The sequence below is a fragment of the Microcoleus sp. CAWBG640 genome (assembly GCF_020883015.1).
Taxonomy (GTDB): domain Bacteria; phylum Cyanobacteriota; class Cyanobacteriia; order Cyanobacteriales; family Microcoleaceae; genus Microcoleus; species Microcoleus anatoxicus.
Genome location: NZ_JAHRFC010000057.1, coordinates 1 through 18,041, shown reverse-complemented (window position 1 = coordinate 18,041; position 18,041 = coordinate 1). Strand labels below are relative to the sequence as shown.

Annotated in this window: 14 protein-coding genes; 12 read left to right on the top strand and 2 right to left on the bottom strand. The window is 42.6% G+C overall.

Translation table 11 applies throughout. The features are described 5' to 3' along the window. Positions 1-19 precede the first annotated feature (19 nt). The gene (locus AAFP11_RS22425) at positions 20-2,656 is read right to left on the bottom strand and encodes an AAA-like domain-containing protein (RefSeq protein WP_341739045.1); all 2,637 of its coding nucleotides are present in this window, start codon (positions 2,654-2,656) and stop codon (positions 20-22) included. An 842-nt stretch (positions 2,657-3,498) separates the two neighbouring features. Between AAFP11_RS22425 and AAFP11_RS22420 the strand changes: the two genes are divergently transcribed. The 11 genes from AAFP11_RS22420 (at position 3,499) to AAFP11_RS22370 (ending at position 16,888) form a co-directional block, all read left to right on the top strand. Continuing rightward, on the top strand, positions 3,499-3,678 hold the full coding sequence (locus AAFP11_RS22420; RefSeq protein ID WP_341739044.1) for a hypothetical protein: 180 nt from the start codon (positions 3,499-3,501) through the stop codon (positions 3,676-3,678). Between the two features lie 225 nt (positions 3,679-3,903). Then, positions 3,904-4,476, top strand: a complete 573-nt coding sequence (locus AAFP11_RS22415; RefSeq protein WP_340523647.1) for a hypothetical protein — start codon at positions 3,904-3,906, stop codon at positions 4,474-4,476. Positions 4,477-4,703: 227 nt separating this feature from the next. Further along, positions 4,704-5,417: a GUN4 N-terminal ARM-like repeat domain-containing protein gene (locus AAFP11_RS22410; RefSeq protein WP_341739043.1), complete on the top strand. Its 714-nt coding sequence runs from the start codon at positions 4,704-4,706 to the stop codon at positions 5,415-5,417. 112 nt (positions 5,418-5,529) lie between these two features. Further along, positions 5,530-6,192: a class I SAM-dependent methyltransferase gene (locus AAFP11_RS22405; protein ID WP_341739042.1), complete on the top strand. Its 663-nt coding sequence runs from the start codon at positions 5,530-5,532 to the stop codon at positions 6,190-6,192. Positions 6,193-6,660: 468 nt separating this feature from the next. After that, positions 6,661-9,015 carry a polysaccharide biosynthesis tyrosine autokinase gene (locus AAFP11_RS22400; protein ID WP_341739041.1) on the top strand — a complete coding sequence of 785 codons (2,355 nt, stop codon included), beginning with the start codon at positions 6,661-6,663 and terminating at the stop codon, positions 9,013-9,015. Between the two features lie 90 nt (positions 9,016-9,105). Continuing rightward, entirely contained in the window at positions 9,106-9,816 is a 711-nt protein-coding gene (locus AAFP11_RS22395; protein ID WP_341739040.1) for a M15 family metallopeptidase, read from the top strand. 439 nt (positions 9,817-10,255) lie between these two features. Further along, entirely contained in the window at positions 10,256-11,329 is a 1,074-nt protein-coding gene (locus tag AAFP11_RS22390) for a glucose-1-phosphate thymidylyltransferase (RefSeq protein ID WP_341739039.1), read from the top strand. 148 nt (positions 11,330-11,477) lie between these two features. After that, the gene (locus AAFP11_RS22385; RefSeq protein WP_341739038.1) at positions 11,478-12,011 is read left to right on the top strand and encodes a hypothetical protein; all 534 of its coding nucleotides are present in this window, start codon (positions 11,478-11,480) and stop codon (positions 12,009-12,011) included. Positions 12,012-12,114: 103 nt separating this feature from the next. Next, positions 12,115-14,253 carry a glycosyltransferase gene (locus tag AAFP11_RS22380; protein WP_341739037.1) on the top strand — a complete coding sequence of 713 codons (2,139 nt, stop codon included), beginning with the start codon at positions 12,115-12,117 and terminating at the stop codon, positions 14,251-14,253. A gap of 221 nt (positions 14,254-14,474) precedes the next feature. Next, positions 14,475-15,545 (top strand): glycosyltransferase family 1 protein, encoded by a 1,071-nt coding sequence (locus tag AAFP11_RS22375; RefSeq protein WP_341739036.1) that lies wholly within the window; start codon positions 14,475-14,477, stop codon positions 15,543-15,545. Between the two features lie 260 nt (positions 15,546-15,805). Continuing rightward, a complete protein-coding gene (locus AAFP11_RS22370; RefSeq protein ID WP_341739035.1) occupies positions 15,806-16,888 on the top strand; it encodes a glycosyltransferase family 1 protein in 1,083 nt (360 codons plus the stop codon). A gap of 135 nt (positions 16,889-17,023) precedes the next feature. Here the strand turns inward: AAFP11_RS22370 and petG are convergent, their stop codons facing one another. Then, complete coding sequence (gene petG, locus AAFP11_RS22365) at positions 17,024-17,143, bottom strand: cytochrome b6-f complex subunit PetG (protein ID WP_015174208.1); 120 nt, start codon at positions 17,141-17,143, stop codon at positions 17,024-17,026. Positions 17,144-17,323: 180 nt separating this feature from the next. Between petG and AAFP11_RS22360 the strand changes: the two genes are divergently transcribed. Then, positions 17,324-17,704, top strand: a complete 381-nt coding sequence (locus AAFP11_RS22360) for a c-type cytochrome (RefSeq protein WP_341739034.1) — start codon at positions 17,324-17,326, stop codon at positions 17,702-17,704. Positions 17,705-18,041: the final 337 nt, after the last annotated feature.

Sequence of the window (18,041 nt, the reverse complement as noted above, 5' to 3'; positions counted from 1 at the left end):
GACTCAATATACCGTTATTTCAATTCAAAATCAAATTCCGTTTAACGAAAGACAAATCCGGTTTCCCAAAATTCACCACAAAAGCGACATTTAAATTTTCCAAAGATTTGATAAACCACATAATTTCCTCAGCGCCTTTTCCTTCATAGTGATTGAATAAAATAGAAAATCGCTTTTCCAAATCAGGCTTAACTTTACCAGAAAGTAGTACCAATTTCAGCAGTAAACCCATGGTTCTGCTGGGACCTAGATTGTAAACTAAGTCATAAAAAATGTAGTGGCTAGGATGGTGTTCATTTTCCACTACTAAAAAATTGAATAATTCATGACAAGTCTGAACTAACAACAAATTATTTAACTTCATCGAGTCATTTTCTCGGAGGGTATTTTTGATGTATTTGTACAAACGACCGCTAAATTGACGTCGGCCGTATTCAGGTTCCACCGCTGAGATTAAATATTCATACAAATCAACTTTAAATGATTGATAGGAGCGAGTATTTCTGGCCTGTCTTAAAAATAACTGAGCCGACTCTTTGTAAGTGCGATCGCCACTCACCTTTCCAGCAAATTCCCGGACGGCTAAATGTAATTCTGCATCGTTCAAAAGCGTGGGATTGGTTGCGGGGTTTACAATCCCAATTTCGGTCTGTCCCGGCGCAACTAAATAGTTTAAATAAAGAGATAAGTCGGTTTCAAATTGTTGTTGCCTTTGAGATTGCAGTCGTTGGATGGTTTGCTGTTCTTCTGCAATGCTTTCCTTGCTCAACAGAGAATAACCGTATAAATAAGGATATCGAAAAATTATTTCTCCCAAGGTAGTGTGAGTCTGTTTTTGCTGAAGTTGCGAGCCTAGTTCTACAGCTTTTACCAAGCGTTCTAAATTGACAAATTCTTCACTTTTAGTAAATAAATTTATTTGACGCTGCAAGCACTTGACTATGTAAAAATCCATCCCAAATCTGGGTGAAGTTTGCTTAAATAGACCTACCAAATTTGCGATCGCCAATTTGTATTGGGAATTCAATTGCCATCGGTTGATGGGGATGTAACAGCAGCGGTGGAGGATGTATTTAAACTCCTGTTCCGATCGCTTTAGAGAGACTATACTATACAAAGTGGCTTCTATGTCTGGATCGGGATAGCCCATACCATCTATAAATAGCTGTCGGAAACGCTCTATCACCTGTACCGGCGATTCTGTTTGGACGCAGGAGATTATGTGGTTGTACAGTTTCTGTTCGTCGCGGCTAGCTGGAACAGTCTCTAAGGGTGCTGGGTTGACAAGACTACTGTCTGTAATAGTTTCGGAAATTGGTGCCAAAACCACTGCTGGTTTTTCCGGTAAATCTCGATCGGGATGTAAGAAGCTATAGTGTTCTGGACTTAGTTTTTTATTGGCGGTCCAATCTAAGGCAGCTTGCAAACTTTTTCCCGTCAATAATTGGGACTTATCTTGACGTTCCGAAGCCAGCCATGCTGTGAGTGATGCTTTGTAGGGAGCCAGATTCCCCAACTCTTTTTCTACCCAAAAAATATTGAATACTGATTCATAAATCCGGTTGGCTACTGCTAGTTTATTCCGCGAATCTTTGACAACCAATCCTAATTTTTGTAATTCGATTTGTTCGGGAGATGAATCCGCAGCTACTCCCCCGGTTTCCCCTAATTTTTCCGAAGCGGGGGTTTGCAAAATTTGCTGGTATAACCCTAACAATCGACTGCTGTCGCAGGAACTCTGGAAAATGCCTCGGCGAATTGCTGTTAAATGTTCTGGCTTGTCCCAATCTTCCCAGTTTTTTATAATTCTAATTTTCGCTAATTTTTCAATTTCTTTTAGTTCGCAATTTCTGCCAATGAAAGATCCATACTCAGCTACCAAGCTGCAAATTTTTTGAGTCAAAAACGGTTGACCACCTGTCCAATCTAATATGGCTTGGAGCACTTTTTGAGGTCTAAATGCTTTGACTGCTAATCCTTTGGCGAGGGGGAAACTTTCGTGTAATTCCAATCGGTCTAAATGAATTGGTCGTGCTATGTTAAACGGGTTGCACTTGGTGTCTTCGATTAATTCTGAGGGTACGGTTACTCCCATCAGGGCAAAAGTAATTCGCTCGTAGTCCTGTTGAGTGCTTCGCTTAGAATAACAATTGAGAATTAAAGCCAAAAAATCTTTGGCACTGAAATTTAAGTTGTTAATACTGTCTATGTCATCGAGGAGAATTACGATGTTTTGTTGATTTTTAAGTGATTTTAACAGAACTTTTTCGATAAATATCTCTAATCGCTGTACCGGTGAGAGTAGTTCGCGGTCGTTCCACCATTTGAGAGCATCAAACCTATTTGTGAGGTTAAAACTGCTGGCTATGCGATACATAATTCCCCCATACCACTTTTGCGGGGTGATATTGGGATTGCTGATGGTTTTCAAGTTAACTGCTGCAATCAATGTACCTTCTGCTTGCAGTCTTTTCCCGGTTTGCAGCAGTAGGCTGGACTTTCCGGTTTGTGGCGGACTGATGACATAGCAGAAGTTCCTGTTTAGGAGTTGTTTGTAGAGTTCTTCGTCTGCGGGCCGCTTGACATAGGTGGGGGCGCTGACGGGGAGATATCCTCCTACTTGATATTGATAAGTTGTGTTTATTTCCGTTGTCACCTGCTGATCGATCAAGACGGTTCACCTCTATTTTGTCCGATTGAAGGGTTACAAATTTCCGTTATTTGCCTGTTGATTTCGTTGAAACTTGGGGTTTATCTTACTCTATTATCTACTAATTATCCTGGTTATTTTCAATCTTTACTGTATCTTTGCAATAGGAAATCCTCCGATGGAGCGATCGTCGTCCGAACCGTTGTGGCTATTTATACTCATTGATCTTATAAGTATGTTAATTTTTACTCGGACGCGATCGAGAATTTCAACATACCTTTGTATTTAGACTGTGTGTTTACATTGTTTTACAATAATACTTGAAAATTCAGTCGGTGGTATAATGCGATCGGGGAAACTTATAACCTTTAAGTTTCTGCTTTCAGCTACCTTGGCCTTCAGGCCCAGTACCTTTCTACGGAAAATACTGGCTCAGTCATAGCTGGCAATAAAAAACCCCAGCTTTTTGCTGAGGACTGCTTGAGTGGGAGATATCGTTAATCTGCGTTTTTTTAAGTTGACTTAGATCGCATGAAATTTCATGCAGGTAAAAGATGCGCCCTGATGGATTAACTACCCGATGGATTAGCACCCTGATGGCATAACTCCCTGATAGATCGTGGCCCTGATGGCATAAGCTCCACTACCCAAAATATTCGGGTTGGTGGATGATCGTGGATACTACTAACACGTCACTTCCGGCGCGACCGATCGCTCAGGGTGTGCCTGTCTGAATTGATTATGACAGGCAGATTTCTCCAAAGGCAAGTGGGCTATTGCATCAACCCACTTGTGGCTGGTTGGAGTTGCCAAAAAGTGTCAATCTACGCAAATCAGGGTCATCGAAAATGAAATACAGCATCTTAGTTTTAGGCGTACTCGATCTAGGTAGCCCCAGTGTGGCTGGTCTTGCTGCTGCTGGAAAATTTGTTCGCAGTGGTGGGGCTTTGGAGACTTATCCCGACTTCCATTACACTGGAACGAATGAGGATGGGGAGCAAGAAGAGGTAAAAACAGGAAAAGGATAGGAACTTCTAAGGGATGAGGTGATGGCTGTTGTCCTGTACTACCTGTGGGAGACGGTTGAGACTTCATCCTGCTCTCAGTCTACCTAAATTCCAGATGTGAGTGGGAAAATAAAAAGATGAGGCCAGTCTGCGGATAGATCTTCTCCATCTGTCAACTGAGCTAGCTTCTGATTTTCTGGCCAATCAGATGCAGGCTTCGATCCTATTTAAGTTCATAAAAACCCAATGGAAAACACACTCGTGACTACTCGCAGACAGCGGGTATTGACAAGAACCCAGGAACGGCGTCAAGCTACACCCAAAGAAAAAGAGCTGATTCACTTGCTGGCGAATATGGCTTGCAGTTTGGTGAAGTATGACTATCAACACGCTAGTGGTAAGGGGGTTCTCCCGCCATCGGAACGGAAGCTTTTGGCCCAATGGCATTACCTGCGAGTTGAGCAAATTCGCCGTATTGAACGCAGTTTGGAGCCTGTAGCTGCCCTGAAGCGGGTGTATTACAAGAGCATCCTCAGTCCTAGGGATTTGAAGTCTTTGAAACTGCTGTGGACGGAAGAGGATAACAACCGGGTTAAGCGAGTCGATCCTGATTTGGATGACATCCTCAGCGAGGCTTTGGATCGGGGAGATACTTTAAAACAGTTATTTCATTCGATCGAGGTTAAGGAACGTCAATTTTCGGCTACTCCCTGCCCAGGGGTGGTGCCTCTGTGGGTGAAAGAGTGGGAACTGGCGGGATATGATATCAACTATTTTCCGCCTTCGTTCTCTGCCTGGGCTTCGGTAGTGGACGATTAGGCTCCAGAAAACAGTTTTAAATCGGATCGTCGATCGTCAGATGTCGATCCTTAATTTATTTGTGTTTGTTCCCATTCCTGATGACTGTGGGGGAACTCGGATGTTCCTGCCCCTTTGGGGCGGGGACATCCCAACAGATAGAAGTGAATCGGAGTCAGTACCATTGTACAATGGGGGAAAACCAGGGCTTCAGCTAATAGCTGATAGCTGATAGCTGATTGTTTCTCATGACTGACTCGATTTCTACTTCTCCATTAGACTCGGCGGCTGTATCAGCCGAACTCCGCTCTCTGTTGAGGTCGGGTTCGGAAAAAACTCAACTGCAATTTCTGCAACAGATGGCAGATTCCAGTTGGGATGTATTGATGGAATTTTTATTAGAGCGCAAGTCGGATGAACCGACGGCAGTAATGGGTAAGGCTTACCAAATTTTGTATAGTGCTAATTCTCCGAAAGCGACGGAGTTTTTGCAAGTGCATTTTCCCACAGGGGTTGTGCCACTGCGATCGGACTCGAATATTGATTACACTCCACTGCAACAATTATTGGCCCTACAGGAATTTCAAGAAGCCGATCGCTTGACTTTAGATAAACTTTGTGAATTGGCGGGGGAAACAGCTTCGGCGAGAAAGTGGCTGTATTTTACCCAGGTGGAAAGTTTGCCCGTGGCAGATTTACAAACAATCAATACACTGTGGAAGGTTCATTCTGAAGGCAAATTCGGCTTTTCGGTGCAACGGGAAATTTGGCTAAGTTCGGGTAAAAATTGGGATAAGTTGTGGCCGCTAATTGGCTGGAAGAAGGGGAATAATTGGACTAGGTATCCCCAAGAGTTTATTTGGGATTTGAGCGCGCCTAGGGGTCATTTGCCACTGTCGAATCAGTTGCGGGGCGTGCAGCCTTTTTCGGCTCTGATGGCTCATCGGGCTTGGTTGAAATAATCGCAAACGAGTTAGTTTGTTGATGTAGCAACCTTTTCGACATTTAAGCGCTTCTCGATCGCTTTTACCCAAAGGCATTCTGCATTCTTCATTCTTCCTGATATCTGAATCTATGTTACTTCCAGACGATCGACGAACCAAGTTAGACGATACCGACGACAACTTGTTCTATGCTTATCCCCGGTTTGTGACTCATGTTGACGAGGGATTTATTCAGCAATTAACGGATTTGTATCGGGAGCGGTTGAAACCGCATACTCGGATCTTCGATATGATGAGTAGTTGGGTTTCTCATTTGCCAGATGAAATCGAGTTTGCCCATGTGGAGGGGCATGGCATGAATCAAGAAGAGTTGGCAAAAAATTCGAGGCTGAACCATTATTTTGTCCAGAATTTGAATGCAAATCCCCAATTGCCGCTAGCGGATGCTGAGTTTGATGCTGTTGTCAACTGCGTTTCGGTACAGTATTTGCAACACCCGGATCTGATTTTTGCCGAGATTCACCGCATTTTGAAACCCGGTGGTGTGGCAATTATCAGCTTTTCTAACCGGATGTTTTATCAAAAAGCAATTGCGGCTTGGCGGGAAGGTTCGGAGGGCGATCGGGTAGAATTGGTAAAGAGTTACTTTGATGCTGTCAAAGGAGCGAATATACCCGGATTTAGCAAACCGGAAATAATTTCTAAGCAGTCCAGTTTGCAGAGTTTCATAAAAATGCTGGGAATAGGAAGTGGCGATCCTTTTTATGCTGTAGTTGCTTACCGCCAATCTTAGGATATTGAAGTCGAGTTTTCCTGGTAGGGCAATTAAATTTCAACGGTAAATTTAAAAGTTAAAAACACTGGATTATTGAGTTATATCGTTTCCGGCTGCATCGTCAGGTGATTTAACCGCAGAGAACACTCTTGACACAGAGGGAGAGAATAGAGATCTGAATCATTCAGATGCTACCGGATTTGATATTATTTACCGTTGAGTTACCACACTCATCAACCTGTTGACCAAAGAATTTGGGAGTTTTGGGAGGGGGGAATTTATTTTGTGTTAACATTAAAATATCATTGATACCTATTGTCTATGAGTAACAGTACAATGTGTCAACATTGATAATGATTAGAAGTAAGGTAATTGGCATTGACACACCAAGAATCTCCTGTGATATCGTTAAGTAAAGGGTGAAACTGTCAATCGGAATATGCGCATAAGCGATTATTTTTAGTAGCCAAATATAAAGAGGTCAACATGGAAACAGAACAAGACCCTAATATCGTAGAAATTAGCACCCAAACTAGACCAGTGCAGCAATTCTCCGCCGAGGAAGGAGAAGAGTCAGGCGAAAAGCCTCAAAAATCCTTGAATATAGCCCCGCTATTGAGGACTTTTAAACGGAAAGCCTTGATAATTATTGGGATTGTAGCCCTAGCAAGTGGTGGCATAGTCTACCAGATAAAAGGTAGCAAGAAAACCTATCAAGGTGATTTTCGGATGTTAGTGGAACCGGTAACAACCGAAGCCAGGATTGCCGATCCCTCTGCTTTGGCGAATCGCGAAGGTGGAGTGCCGAGTCGAGATTTTTTTAGTCTCGATTACGCAACTCAACTGGAAATTCTCCAGAGTCCTCAAATGCTGTCAGAGATTACCAAAAAAGTCAAAAAGCAAGATCCCAAATTTACTGAAGAGATTCTCAAAAAAGGATTGCTAGTATTGCGCCTGGGAGAAACTGAACTGAATAAAACTAAAATTTTGGAAGTGAGATTCTTGGGTCAAGATCCTAAGTTAGTGGAATTGGTTTTACAAGAAACTAAAAAGAAATATTTAAAGTACAGTCTTGACGAACGCAAAAGTCGGATTGGTGAAGGTGTGAAATTTATTGAAGACCAGCTTCCAGGACTTAATAAGCGCGTCAACGATTTAAAGTCTGAGTTGCAGATTATCCAACAGCAGCAAAGGATAGCAGATCCGAAAGAACAAGGAGCGCAATTGATCCAGCAAGTTCGGAATATAGAAACCTTGCAACTAGAAACCCAAAGGCTGCTAGAAGAGCAGAAGATTCTGTATGCAAATTTGCAAAAACAATTGGATTTTACACCAAACGAAGCTATTGCAGCGTCAGCTTTAAGCGAAGAACCTCAATACAAAGAGCTGCTGACAAAGGTTAAGGAAGTAGAAGGTCAGATTGCGGTAGAAACAGCTCGGTTTAAGTCGGCGAATCCGATAGTGGAAGCTTTAGAGCGGAAGCGGGCCAATTTAATAGCATTACTAAATAAGCAAACCGACAGAATTTTGGGTCAAAATCTAGTAGGAACTCAGGCAAATTCTAAAGTTCAAAATTTCCAGAATTCCATTCGTATTGGCTTGATTAAGCAATTGGTTGATACTGCTAACCAAGTTCAAGTTTTAGAGGCTCGCAATCAAGCGATTACGCAGACAAGAAACAATTTGGATCGACAAGCAAAAGAATTTCCTACCGTAGCCAGACGCTACAACGAACTGCAACAGCAACTAGATATAGCTGCGCGCACGCGGGATCAACTTTTGACTCAACGGGAAACGCTACGGGTGCAAGCGGCTCAAAGCCAAGTACCTTGGGAAATAATTTCTGAGCCTCAAATACCGCGAGATCCTGACGGGAAGATGATTCCTGTGGCATCTAAAAATACCAATAAATTAATGATGGGGGTGCTTGGGGGGCTAGTTTTGGGTCTGGTGCTGGCGATAATCATCGAAAAAATACAGAATACATTTTACGGTGCTGACGATGTTAAAGATGCTGTCGATCCACCTTTGTTGGGTGCAATTCCTGTCAATAAAAATGCTAAAAATTTCTATCCTTCTATTGCAAATGCCTATGAGGTTCTGGAAAACAAGGAGAATAAGTATAAAAAAAATGCTGCGGAATTTATAGAAGCTTTTGACTCTCTTTATACTAACATTCGCTTTTTGTCTTCCCATCGAGCGATCGCCTCTTTGGTCATCGGTTCGGCTACGGCGGGGGAAGGCAAATCTATCATCGCTTTCAATTTAGCTCATGTGGCAGCGCTAGCAGGTCAGCGAGTGCTGTTAGTAGATGCGAATTTGCACGATCCCAGTCTTGATTTGCTGTTAGATTTGCCAAATTCCAAGGGATTGAGCGACTTGTTGCAAAATAAAATTGAATTCAAGGAAGCGATTCAACGATCGCCTGTAGCGGATAATTTGTTTGTGCTAACTGCGGGAATTCCTCAACCGGGCACTTCCAGACTGCTGGCTTCGTCTCAGATGCAGTATTTAATGGCAGAATTTAATGGCATATTTGACTTGGTGATCTACGATACGCCCCCGCTGGTTGAGAGTAAAGATGCTAATTTTTTGTCTGCACGGACAGATGGCATACTGATGGTGGTATCAATTCTCAAGGTTAAGAATTCTGTAGTGAAGAAAGTTTTCGCTCAATTAGAAAACTTTGGTATTCCTTGTTTAGGAACCGTTGCTAATCATATTGGTAAATCCAAAAAATATCAAGCATCAAAAGGACCTGTACTGGCAGATAAAAATCAATATTTGAATTTTACCCCAGTCCCTACCAGTCTGCCTAAATTAGCTCCTAAAAAAGAGTGAGTTGGATGCTGGTTTGACTCACCAATGATTCGGGAGTTGTGATATTGAGTAGAAAAGATTAAATGTCAAATTTAGGGTATACCTCAGTTTATGAAACCATATCAGCAAATAGCGATCGATGAATGCGGAGAAGCTTTAGTGGCAATTCCGGCTGACATATTTGCTTTGGAACAGCCACATCCCTATCAAAAATTAGGGGCTCCTTATCAGGAAAGCAAAGTTGATTCTCCTTACTATCTACGCCAAGGAGTTATAGATTGTTTGATGGTGGCTCAAAAACGGTTGCAGCAAGATTATCCTGATTGGCGAATTCTGATATTTGATGCTTATAGACCAGTGGAAGTGCAGCAGTTTATGGTAGATTTTACTTTAGCTGAAATTGCCAAAGCTCAAGGCTATGAATTGCCAGTTTCCGAAGACAAAAAACAAGTAATTCTAGAGCAAGTGTATCAATTTTGGGCGATGCCGAGTCTCGATCGCGCTACACCGCCACCCCATAGTACGGGTGCAGCCTTAGATGTGACTTTAGTCGATCGCCAAAACCTGCCAATTGATATGGGTTCTCCCATCGATGAAATATCAGAACGTTCTTATCCTGATTATTTTGCCAGCAGTAAGGAACCCGCCGAACAAGCATTTCATGGTCGGAGACAAATATTAAAAAATGCGATGATTGCTGCTGGTTTTCGACAGCATCCTCACGAGTGGTGGCATTTTTCCTTGGGAGATCAGATGTGGGCTTGGTCCCTGGGTGAACAACAGGGGGACAAACAATTTGTCGCCCGATACGGGCGTTATTGAAAGAAGGAAGAAAGTCCTTCGACTGGGAGCATCTCGATTTTGCATAGGCGAAGCATGACCGCAGATAAGTTATTGGTTAAAAGGAAAGATTTACTACGGTCATGCTTCGCCCCTACCGATATATTTGCAAATTCGGGATGCTCCCCTTCGACTTCGCTCAGGAACCAGGAAGAAGGTGCTTCTACTAGGGTGGGCTAAGGGAGTGAGGAATCAGGAAGAAGCAATTGGGGGCAAGGGTTTGAGCAATTAAGAATGTCCTCAAAGTATTGACGGTGGCTGTGATTTTGCTAAAGTGTCGATCGCCCTCAATGAATGGTATCAGAATAGACCCAGACTCTTGCCACGGGAGTAATGGTGCTTTAAGATGAACGAAAGCGAACAAGTGCAGACAAATCCAGTCAGCACCGCAAACCCTAAAGGATAACTCAGAGTTAACCAAATGAAAGCATTAATCCTCTCTGGCGGCAAAGGAACACGCTTGCGTCCCCTCACCTATACGGGTGCAAAGCAGTTGGTTCCTGTGGCAAATAAGCCCATACTGTGGTACGGAATTGAGCTAATTGTGGCGGCAGGGATTACGGATATTGGGATTATTATTAGTCCCGAAACTGGTGAAGAAGTGAAAGCTAAAACCGGAAATGGCGATCGCTTTGGTGCGAAAATTACTTATATTTTGCAGGAAAAACCAGCGGGATTAGCTCATGCGGTTAAAATCGCCCAACCATTTTTGGGAGATTCTCCGTTTATCATGTACTTAGGAGACAACTTAATTGAAAGTAAACTAAATCCGTTTTTAGAGACTTTTAACAACAACAAACTAGATGCTTTGATTATGCTGCGGCAGGTTTCCAATCCTACTGCTTTCGGTGTAGCGACAGTGGATGAAAAAGGGCGAGTATTGCAGCTAGTAGAAAAACCGAAAGTCCCCCCTTCTAATTTAGCATTAGTTGGGGTTTACTTTTTTGCTCCTACGATTCACGAGGCGATCGCCCAAATTCAACCATCGGCCCGTGGCGAACTAGAAATTACTGATGCCATTCAACAGCTCATTAATCAGCAAAAAAAAGTAGAAGCTTGCAATCTAGAAGGTTGGTGGTTGGATACGGGCAAAAAAGACGATTTGCTAAGTGCTAACCAAATTATCCTAGATAGCTGTATTGTAGCTTCGACAGAATTAAAAGTAGATGCAAAAAGTCAAATTATCGGGCGAGTACAAATTGGAAAAAGCAGTGAAATAGTTAACTGTACGGTACGGGGACCAGTGGTGATTGGGGAAAATTGCCACATTGAAAATTGCTTTATCGGACCTTACAGTAGTATTGCCGATCGAGTCACGATGATTGATGCGGATATCGAACACAGTGTCATCTTGGAAGGTGCTAAAATATCAGGAATCGAGCAACGAATTGTGGACAGCGTAATCGGCCAGCGAGCTCAATTAACTAATGCTCCTATCCGTCCGAAAGCGCTGAGGTTTATGATTGGGGATGACAGTCAAATCGAGTTGGTGTAAGTTTGGAGATTGCCAATATCGGAAGCAATCATGCGGTTTGACAAGAAATAAATGTTTTTGTGGGGTGGGCCCGAAAGCCCGCCCTGGAACAGGTTAAGATGGGTGTTCCCCAAGCATCGATACTAAGTTATCTAAAGGAGAGAAAAGTTTGCAGTCAGAAGAAATACCAACTCAACAAATAATCGATAAATTACGACAAACTTTGGAACCACGAATTGGTATTGTTGATTCGCCATTGTCTGTGACCGAAAAAAGTGCGATCGCCCTTGAGGAAGAAGATGAAGATATCGCTCTGTTAAAAACTGGTTTTGATATTTACAATATCCCAATTACCTCTTACCAAAGGAGGCTTGGTTCCGCAGTAATCGCCGTTAGAAAAATAGTCAGAAAATTGCTCAGACCTGTACTAGAAAGACAAGTAATTTACAATTTTGCCAATACCCGCGTCGTTCAAACATTGAGCAATCAATTGCAAAAATTGCAGGAGAATCAGCAAAGCCTAGAGAAAAAAATTCAATCTGAATTTAGCAACGAGTCTCCTGAAGTTAGAGCTAAACTTGAGATGCAACAAGCAGGGATCGAAGCACTGCAATCTGAAATAGAGCAAATAAAAGCTATACAGGAGCAGCATTCTGCTATGTTAGAAGAAATCAAGGTGAGATTGCTCAATACACCGCGATAAAATATCAAAAATGACCCCAAACAATTTTCCTTCCCTAAGTCTCCAAATTTAGTGGCGAGAGTAATCTAAGTTCTAAAATCTAAAATCTAAAAGCTAAAATTTGATGACGACACTACCAATATGCTCGCTAATTATAGTTAATTATAACGGTTTTCGCCAAACTAAAGATTGCTTAAAATCGCTACAAAAACTTGCGTATCCAGAAGAAAAACTCGATTTAATTTTAATAGATAACTGTTCTCAAGACGACTCTGTTGAATCTTTGCGAAAATGCTTTCCCAAAGTTCGTATTGTGGTAAATTCCGCCAACAACTTTGCTAAAGCTCTTAACTTGGGTATCAGCCAAGCTCAAGGACAGTACATCGCATTTCTAAATAACGATGCTACCCTGGAAAGTTCGTGGTTAGAAATTTTAGTTAAAAAACTAGAAACAAACCCCAAGGTTGGTGCTGCTAGTGGGAAATTGCTGTTCAAAGATGGGCGAATTAATAGTGTGGGAATTCAGCAATTACCTAATTTTTATTGGCGAGATGTGGGCTTTGGGGAGAAAGATGCAGGACAATATGATACAGAACGTACCGTAGAAGGTTTGTGTTGGGCTACGGTGCTATTTCGTAGGGAATGTCTCGAAGATGTGGGACTGATAGACGAAGATTTTGTGATGTATTTTGAGGATGTTGAGTTTGCGAAACGCTGTCAAAAGCGGGGTTGGGAAATGCTTTATACTCCCGATGCGATCGCACATCACGAATATCGAGGTTCAAGTCGGGGAAGTAAACTCACGGAGTATTTTTGTAACCGTAATCGTTTTTTGTATTTGGCAAAACACGAACCTTTGCAATTAGTTTCTGCTATTCATACTTCAGATTTTTTTACGAACAAACAGTATGATTTGTTGTTCGAGAGCATATTTGTGGCAATTAAAAAATTGCTAGAGTATCAGAAGCCGGAAATAGTGGAAACCGTGCTGTCGCAATTGTCGGAAAAGTTAGCGGTGATTTATAGTCGGCTGAAAGTCGATCGCATTTTGTCTCGCTTAGAGGTGGTTCGAGGCGATCGCCAAATGTCGATCGGGATTTACGATCACGGACTGCATTTTATTGGTGGGGGACAAAAATATGTAGCGACGATGGCTTCCCTGCTGCAAAATCAATTTAATATCACTTTTATTACTAACAAACCAGTAGCGATTTCAGATTTAGAATCCTGGTACGGAATCAACCTTTCAAAATGTCAAATAAAAGTTATTCCGTTGCAGTTTTACGAAAAGCGCGGAATGCAGTGTATTGATTCGAGCATGATTACCGATGACTTGGAAAATCCCTTTGATGAAATTGCCAAAGAAAGCAAAAACTATGATATTTTTGTGAACGCTAATCAACTGGAAAAAGTCAAACCATTGTCCCCAATTTCAGTATTTTTCTGCCATTTTCCCAATACTTTTCGCAACCGTCATTTTGCGGTTGATGACTACACGTTCATGATTGCTAACAGTCAATTTACTGTCAAATGGTTGGAGAAACGCTGGAATCTCAAACCCACTTTTTTACTGTATCCGCCCGTAGAAATGGCAACTTCTCAAGTGCCGAAACAAAACATTATTTTAGCTGTGGGACAGTGGGAAGCTGGGGGAACTAAAAAGCAAATTGAATTAATTAAAGCTTTTCACAGTTTGCGGGAAAATTATCCAGAACAACTGCAAGGATGGCGGCTAGTTTTGGTGGGAAGTAGTGTTCCTCGCAATCCTTATTTAAAGACTGTTCAGAATTTATTGAAGCAAGATTCGAGGGCGATCGAACTTAAGGTCAATGCTGACTTGGATGAGGTCAAATCGCTTTATGCTAAAGCCAGTATATTTTGGCACGGCTGCGGTTTGGGAGAAGTCAATCCCCAAAGATTTGAACATTTCGGGATGGCGACGGTGGAAGCAATGCAAAACCGTTGTGTTCCGATTGTTTTCAACGGTGGTGGACAACCGGAAATTGTGGAACATGGGCGATCGGGTTTTTTATTCAACACTGTGGAGGAACTGTGTCACCATTCCCATCAACTGATTGCTAATCCTGATTTGTTAGTAGAATTTCAAGGGTTTGCTGAACAACGTGGCGAATGTTTTAGCAGTGCATATTTCGAGGCAAAAGTCAAGCAATTTTTTGAGCTAATTCGCCAAGAATATGCTACAATTCCTCTGCCCAATCCAGGGTATGTTGCTCAAATGCTCGATGTCGATCGCGATCGATAAATTGCTCCGATGCGGGTTTTACCAACAATATTTAATGATGACAAACAAGTGATATAAACCAGCCCCCACACCGCCAATAACTTACACCAAATCTGACTTCTTTCCAACCATAAAAATCTACATTTTGATTCTTAGGCGGGTTTAGGAGATTATGGGTTTTCGGCAATTATGGTTGGTGAAACCCGCCCCTACAATATAGATAAATTGTCTTACCTAAAATCATGTCCAATTCACTGTTAATTAACTTGTCATTTTTAACTCCGCAACCAACGGGAATTGGCATCTATGCAGCAAATCTGTTTCCCCAACTTGAAAAGCTAGAACCAACCTTACTTAGTTCCCAACAGATTGAGGATTATACTTGCTATCAAATTCCCGGAAATCTCACCCCGGATAGCGGCAGCAAAGGACAGATAAACAGAATATTGTGGACTCAATTTAAATTACCTAAAATATACCAAAAATTGCACTCAAGCCTGATATTTTCTCCAATTCCCGAAGCACCGTTGTATTCAGGCTGCCGCTACATAGTCACAGTACACGATTTAATCCCTTTGCGATTTCCCCAAAAATTTTCGCGTTTGACAGCATATTTCCGCTACTATATACCCCAGGTTTTGCGACAAGCGGAACACATTATTTGCGATTCTCAAGCTACGGTGGAGGATGTGGCTCAATTTTATCAAATTCCGACTCAAAAAATGACGGCAATTCCCTTAGCTTGCGATCGCCTTAATTTTAGATATTTAGACTTACCAGTCAAAAATTATTTTCTGTATACAGGGAGACACGATCCTTATAAAAACCTGGAAAGGTTAATTGCGGCCTTTGCGAGTTTGGGCGATCGCGGAAATTACGAACTTTGGCTATCGGGGCCAAGCAATGCGTACACACCAAAATTGATAGCACAAGTTGCAGAATTAGGACTACAATCTGCCATCAAATTTTTGGGTTACGTGCCCTACGATCGATTACCCATACTAATGAATCAAGCAATCGCCCTAGTTTTCCCAACACTTTGGGAAGGATTCGGCTTACCAATTTTAGAAGCAATGGCTTGCGGCACTCCTGTAATTACATCCAACCTGTCATCAATGCCAGAAGTGAGCTCAGATGCGGCATTATTAGTAAATCCTTACAACATTGGAGAAATCGCCGCAGCCATGGAAGCCATAGCAACAGATTCAAAATTGCGATCGCACTTAAAGACTGCTAGTTTAGCTAGAGCAGAGCAATTTAGCTGGAACAAAACCGGAGAAGCCACTGCCAATATTTTACAAAAATACCTTTAAATCTTCTCTCTTAATCTCTTCCCTCTGCGCCCTCTGCGCCCTCTGCGGTAAAAAAAATCTTACAACAATATTTGTAGTAGCGGGTTTCACCAATAATCTGGAATTCCCACAAACAATTCATATAAACCCGCCCCCACCCAACACACAATCCAAATACTGTGTGGGGGCGGGTTTATCTAGATTGTTTGTATTCATCAAATATTCCTCGTAAAACCCGCCCCTACAGGAATTATGGTTAATTAAATCGAATATATTATCCCATGCCAAATACCCAATCCAACTTACTAATCAACCTCTCCTTCCTAATTTCCAAACCAACAGGCTTAGCAATCTACGCCAAAAACCTCTTTCCCCACCTAAAATCCCTCAACCCAACATTACTAAGCGCCACCGAAATACCCAATTATAAATGCTATAAAATCCCATCAAACTTAACTCCCGAACAAGGAACCAAAGGACACATCAACCGATTGCTGTGGACACAAACCCAGCTTCCCAAAATTTACAAACAGTTAAAATCAAACTTAATATTTTCGCCAATTCCCGAAGCTCCGGTATTTGCAGGTTGTCGCTATATAATTACAGTACACGATTTAATTGCACTCCGATTTCCCCGCCGTTTCGATCCGCTCACACCCTACCACCGCTACTATATTCCCCAAGTGCTGCGACAGGCTCAACACGTTATTTGCGATTCGGAAGCAACGGCTAAAGATATTGCTGAATTTTGTAAAATTCCGAGGGATTTAATTACGTCAATTTTCCCTGGATATGATAACAGTTTTTTCCGCTTTTTAGACTTACCAACCAGCAATTATTTTCTTTATATTGGTCGCCATAATCCTTATAAAAATTTGCAACGAGTGGTAGCAGGATTTGCCGCTTTACCCAGTAGTTGTGAGTATGAGTTGTGGATAGCTGGATCGGAAGATAAACGCTATACGCCACTGCTGAAAGCGCAGGTGCAAGAATTGGGATTGGTCGATCGCGTCAAATTCTTAGACTACATTCCCCCTGGTGATTTACCGAAAGTCATCAATCAGGCGATCGCCCTAGTTTTTCCTAGTCTTTGGGAAGGATTCGGCCTCCCGGTGCTCGAAGGAATGGCTTGTGGCACTCCTGTCATCACATCTAACCTGTCTTCAATGCCAGAGGTAGGGGGGGATGCAGTGTTGTTAGTTAATCCTTACAGCGTGGAGGAAATTACCGCTGCTATGCACCAGCTTGTAACGGATGTTGGAGTGCGATCGAACTTACGGGAACTAGGTTTGGCGAGAGCAAAACAATTTAGCTGGGAAAAAACTGGTGAGGAAACTGCTGCTATTCTCGATCGCTACATTTAAGGAACGAAGGTCAGAAAGAGGGGGATAAGGGAAGAAGAGGGAGAGACAGTTATCAATTCCTGATGACCTCTGCCCAATTCCCCATTCCCAATTCCCCATCTCCTGACAGCGTGACTTAGGGACTGTAGCCCCCTTTTACTTGTTGATACCCAACTGATCGCCACGCTTGTACTGCTGATAAGCAGCAAAAAATAGCCCCGACAGAGTAACAAAGATGAGGCCGAGAACAATACCTGAAAGCAACGGTTCTACCATGAGAGCTCCTTATCGTTAAGATTTAACAACCTATTTTTAATATTACCAGCACTTACACAGATGAATTTTCGCAAAACAACGATAACAGCGGTCTGAGATCTTGATCTCCCCGCGAGGAAGGATTAAGCTATGTTATGAGAAATAAATTTTCTTGTAGATACTTTTTTTAATAGAACTCCTTTGAATAACCAAATTGCCAAAAATGAAACTGAAAACCCGATCGAGCGAATTGGCATATTTGTGCTAGCGTTCTTACTTGCGATCGTGTTATCAAGCTTAGCAATACGCCACTTTCAAGCGGTCGATCCCTACGTCAGCAGCGTACTATCATTGACTGGAGACCCCATTCAGGGTGCCGCCATCTTTCAAATGAACTGTGCCGGGTGTCACATATCCCTGTCCGACAGTCAAGTGGGGCCAAACTTACATTTAGTATCCGAGCGCAAATCCGAATTCGATTTAATCCGCCAAGTCACCAGCGGACAAACCCCCCCCATGCCACAATTCCAGCCAAGTCCCCAAGAAATGGCCGACTTGCTCATATATCTGGAACAAATGTGAACCAGAAAGCAAAGTCAGACTCACCCCAGGGCTGTTTCATTCTCTTGTAGGGGCGGTGCCAAGAGTGCCCGCCCCAATCTCACCAAACACATACAAAATCGTGGATGAGGAGGGTAGGCACGCACCATCCACTACCCCTACAAAACGATGATTTGTTTGAGAATGAAACAGCCCTGGGACTCACCCCCAGAGAGGGGCGAGGGGTGGCTCCCCTCCTGGGAGGGGCGAGAAGTGATATCAATTCCGGTTGTATCGGAATGATTTAACCGCGAAGGCGCGAAGGACGCGAAGGAAGAGAAGAGAGAGTTTAATACAGGACGATGAAAAGAGGATTTGG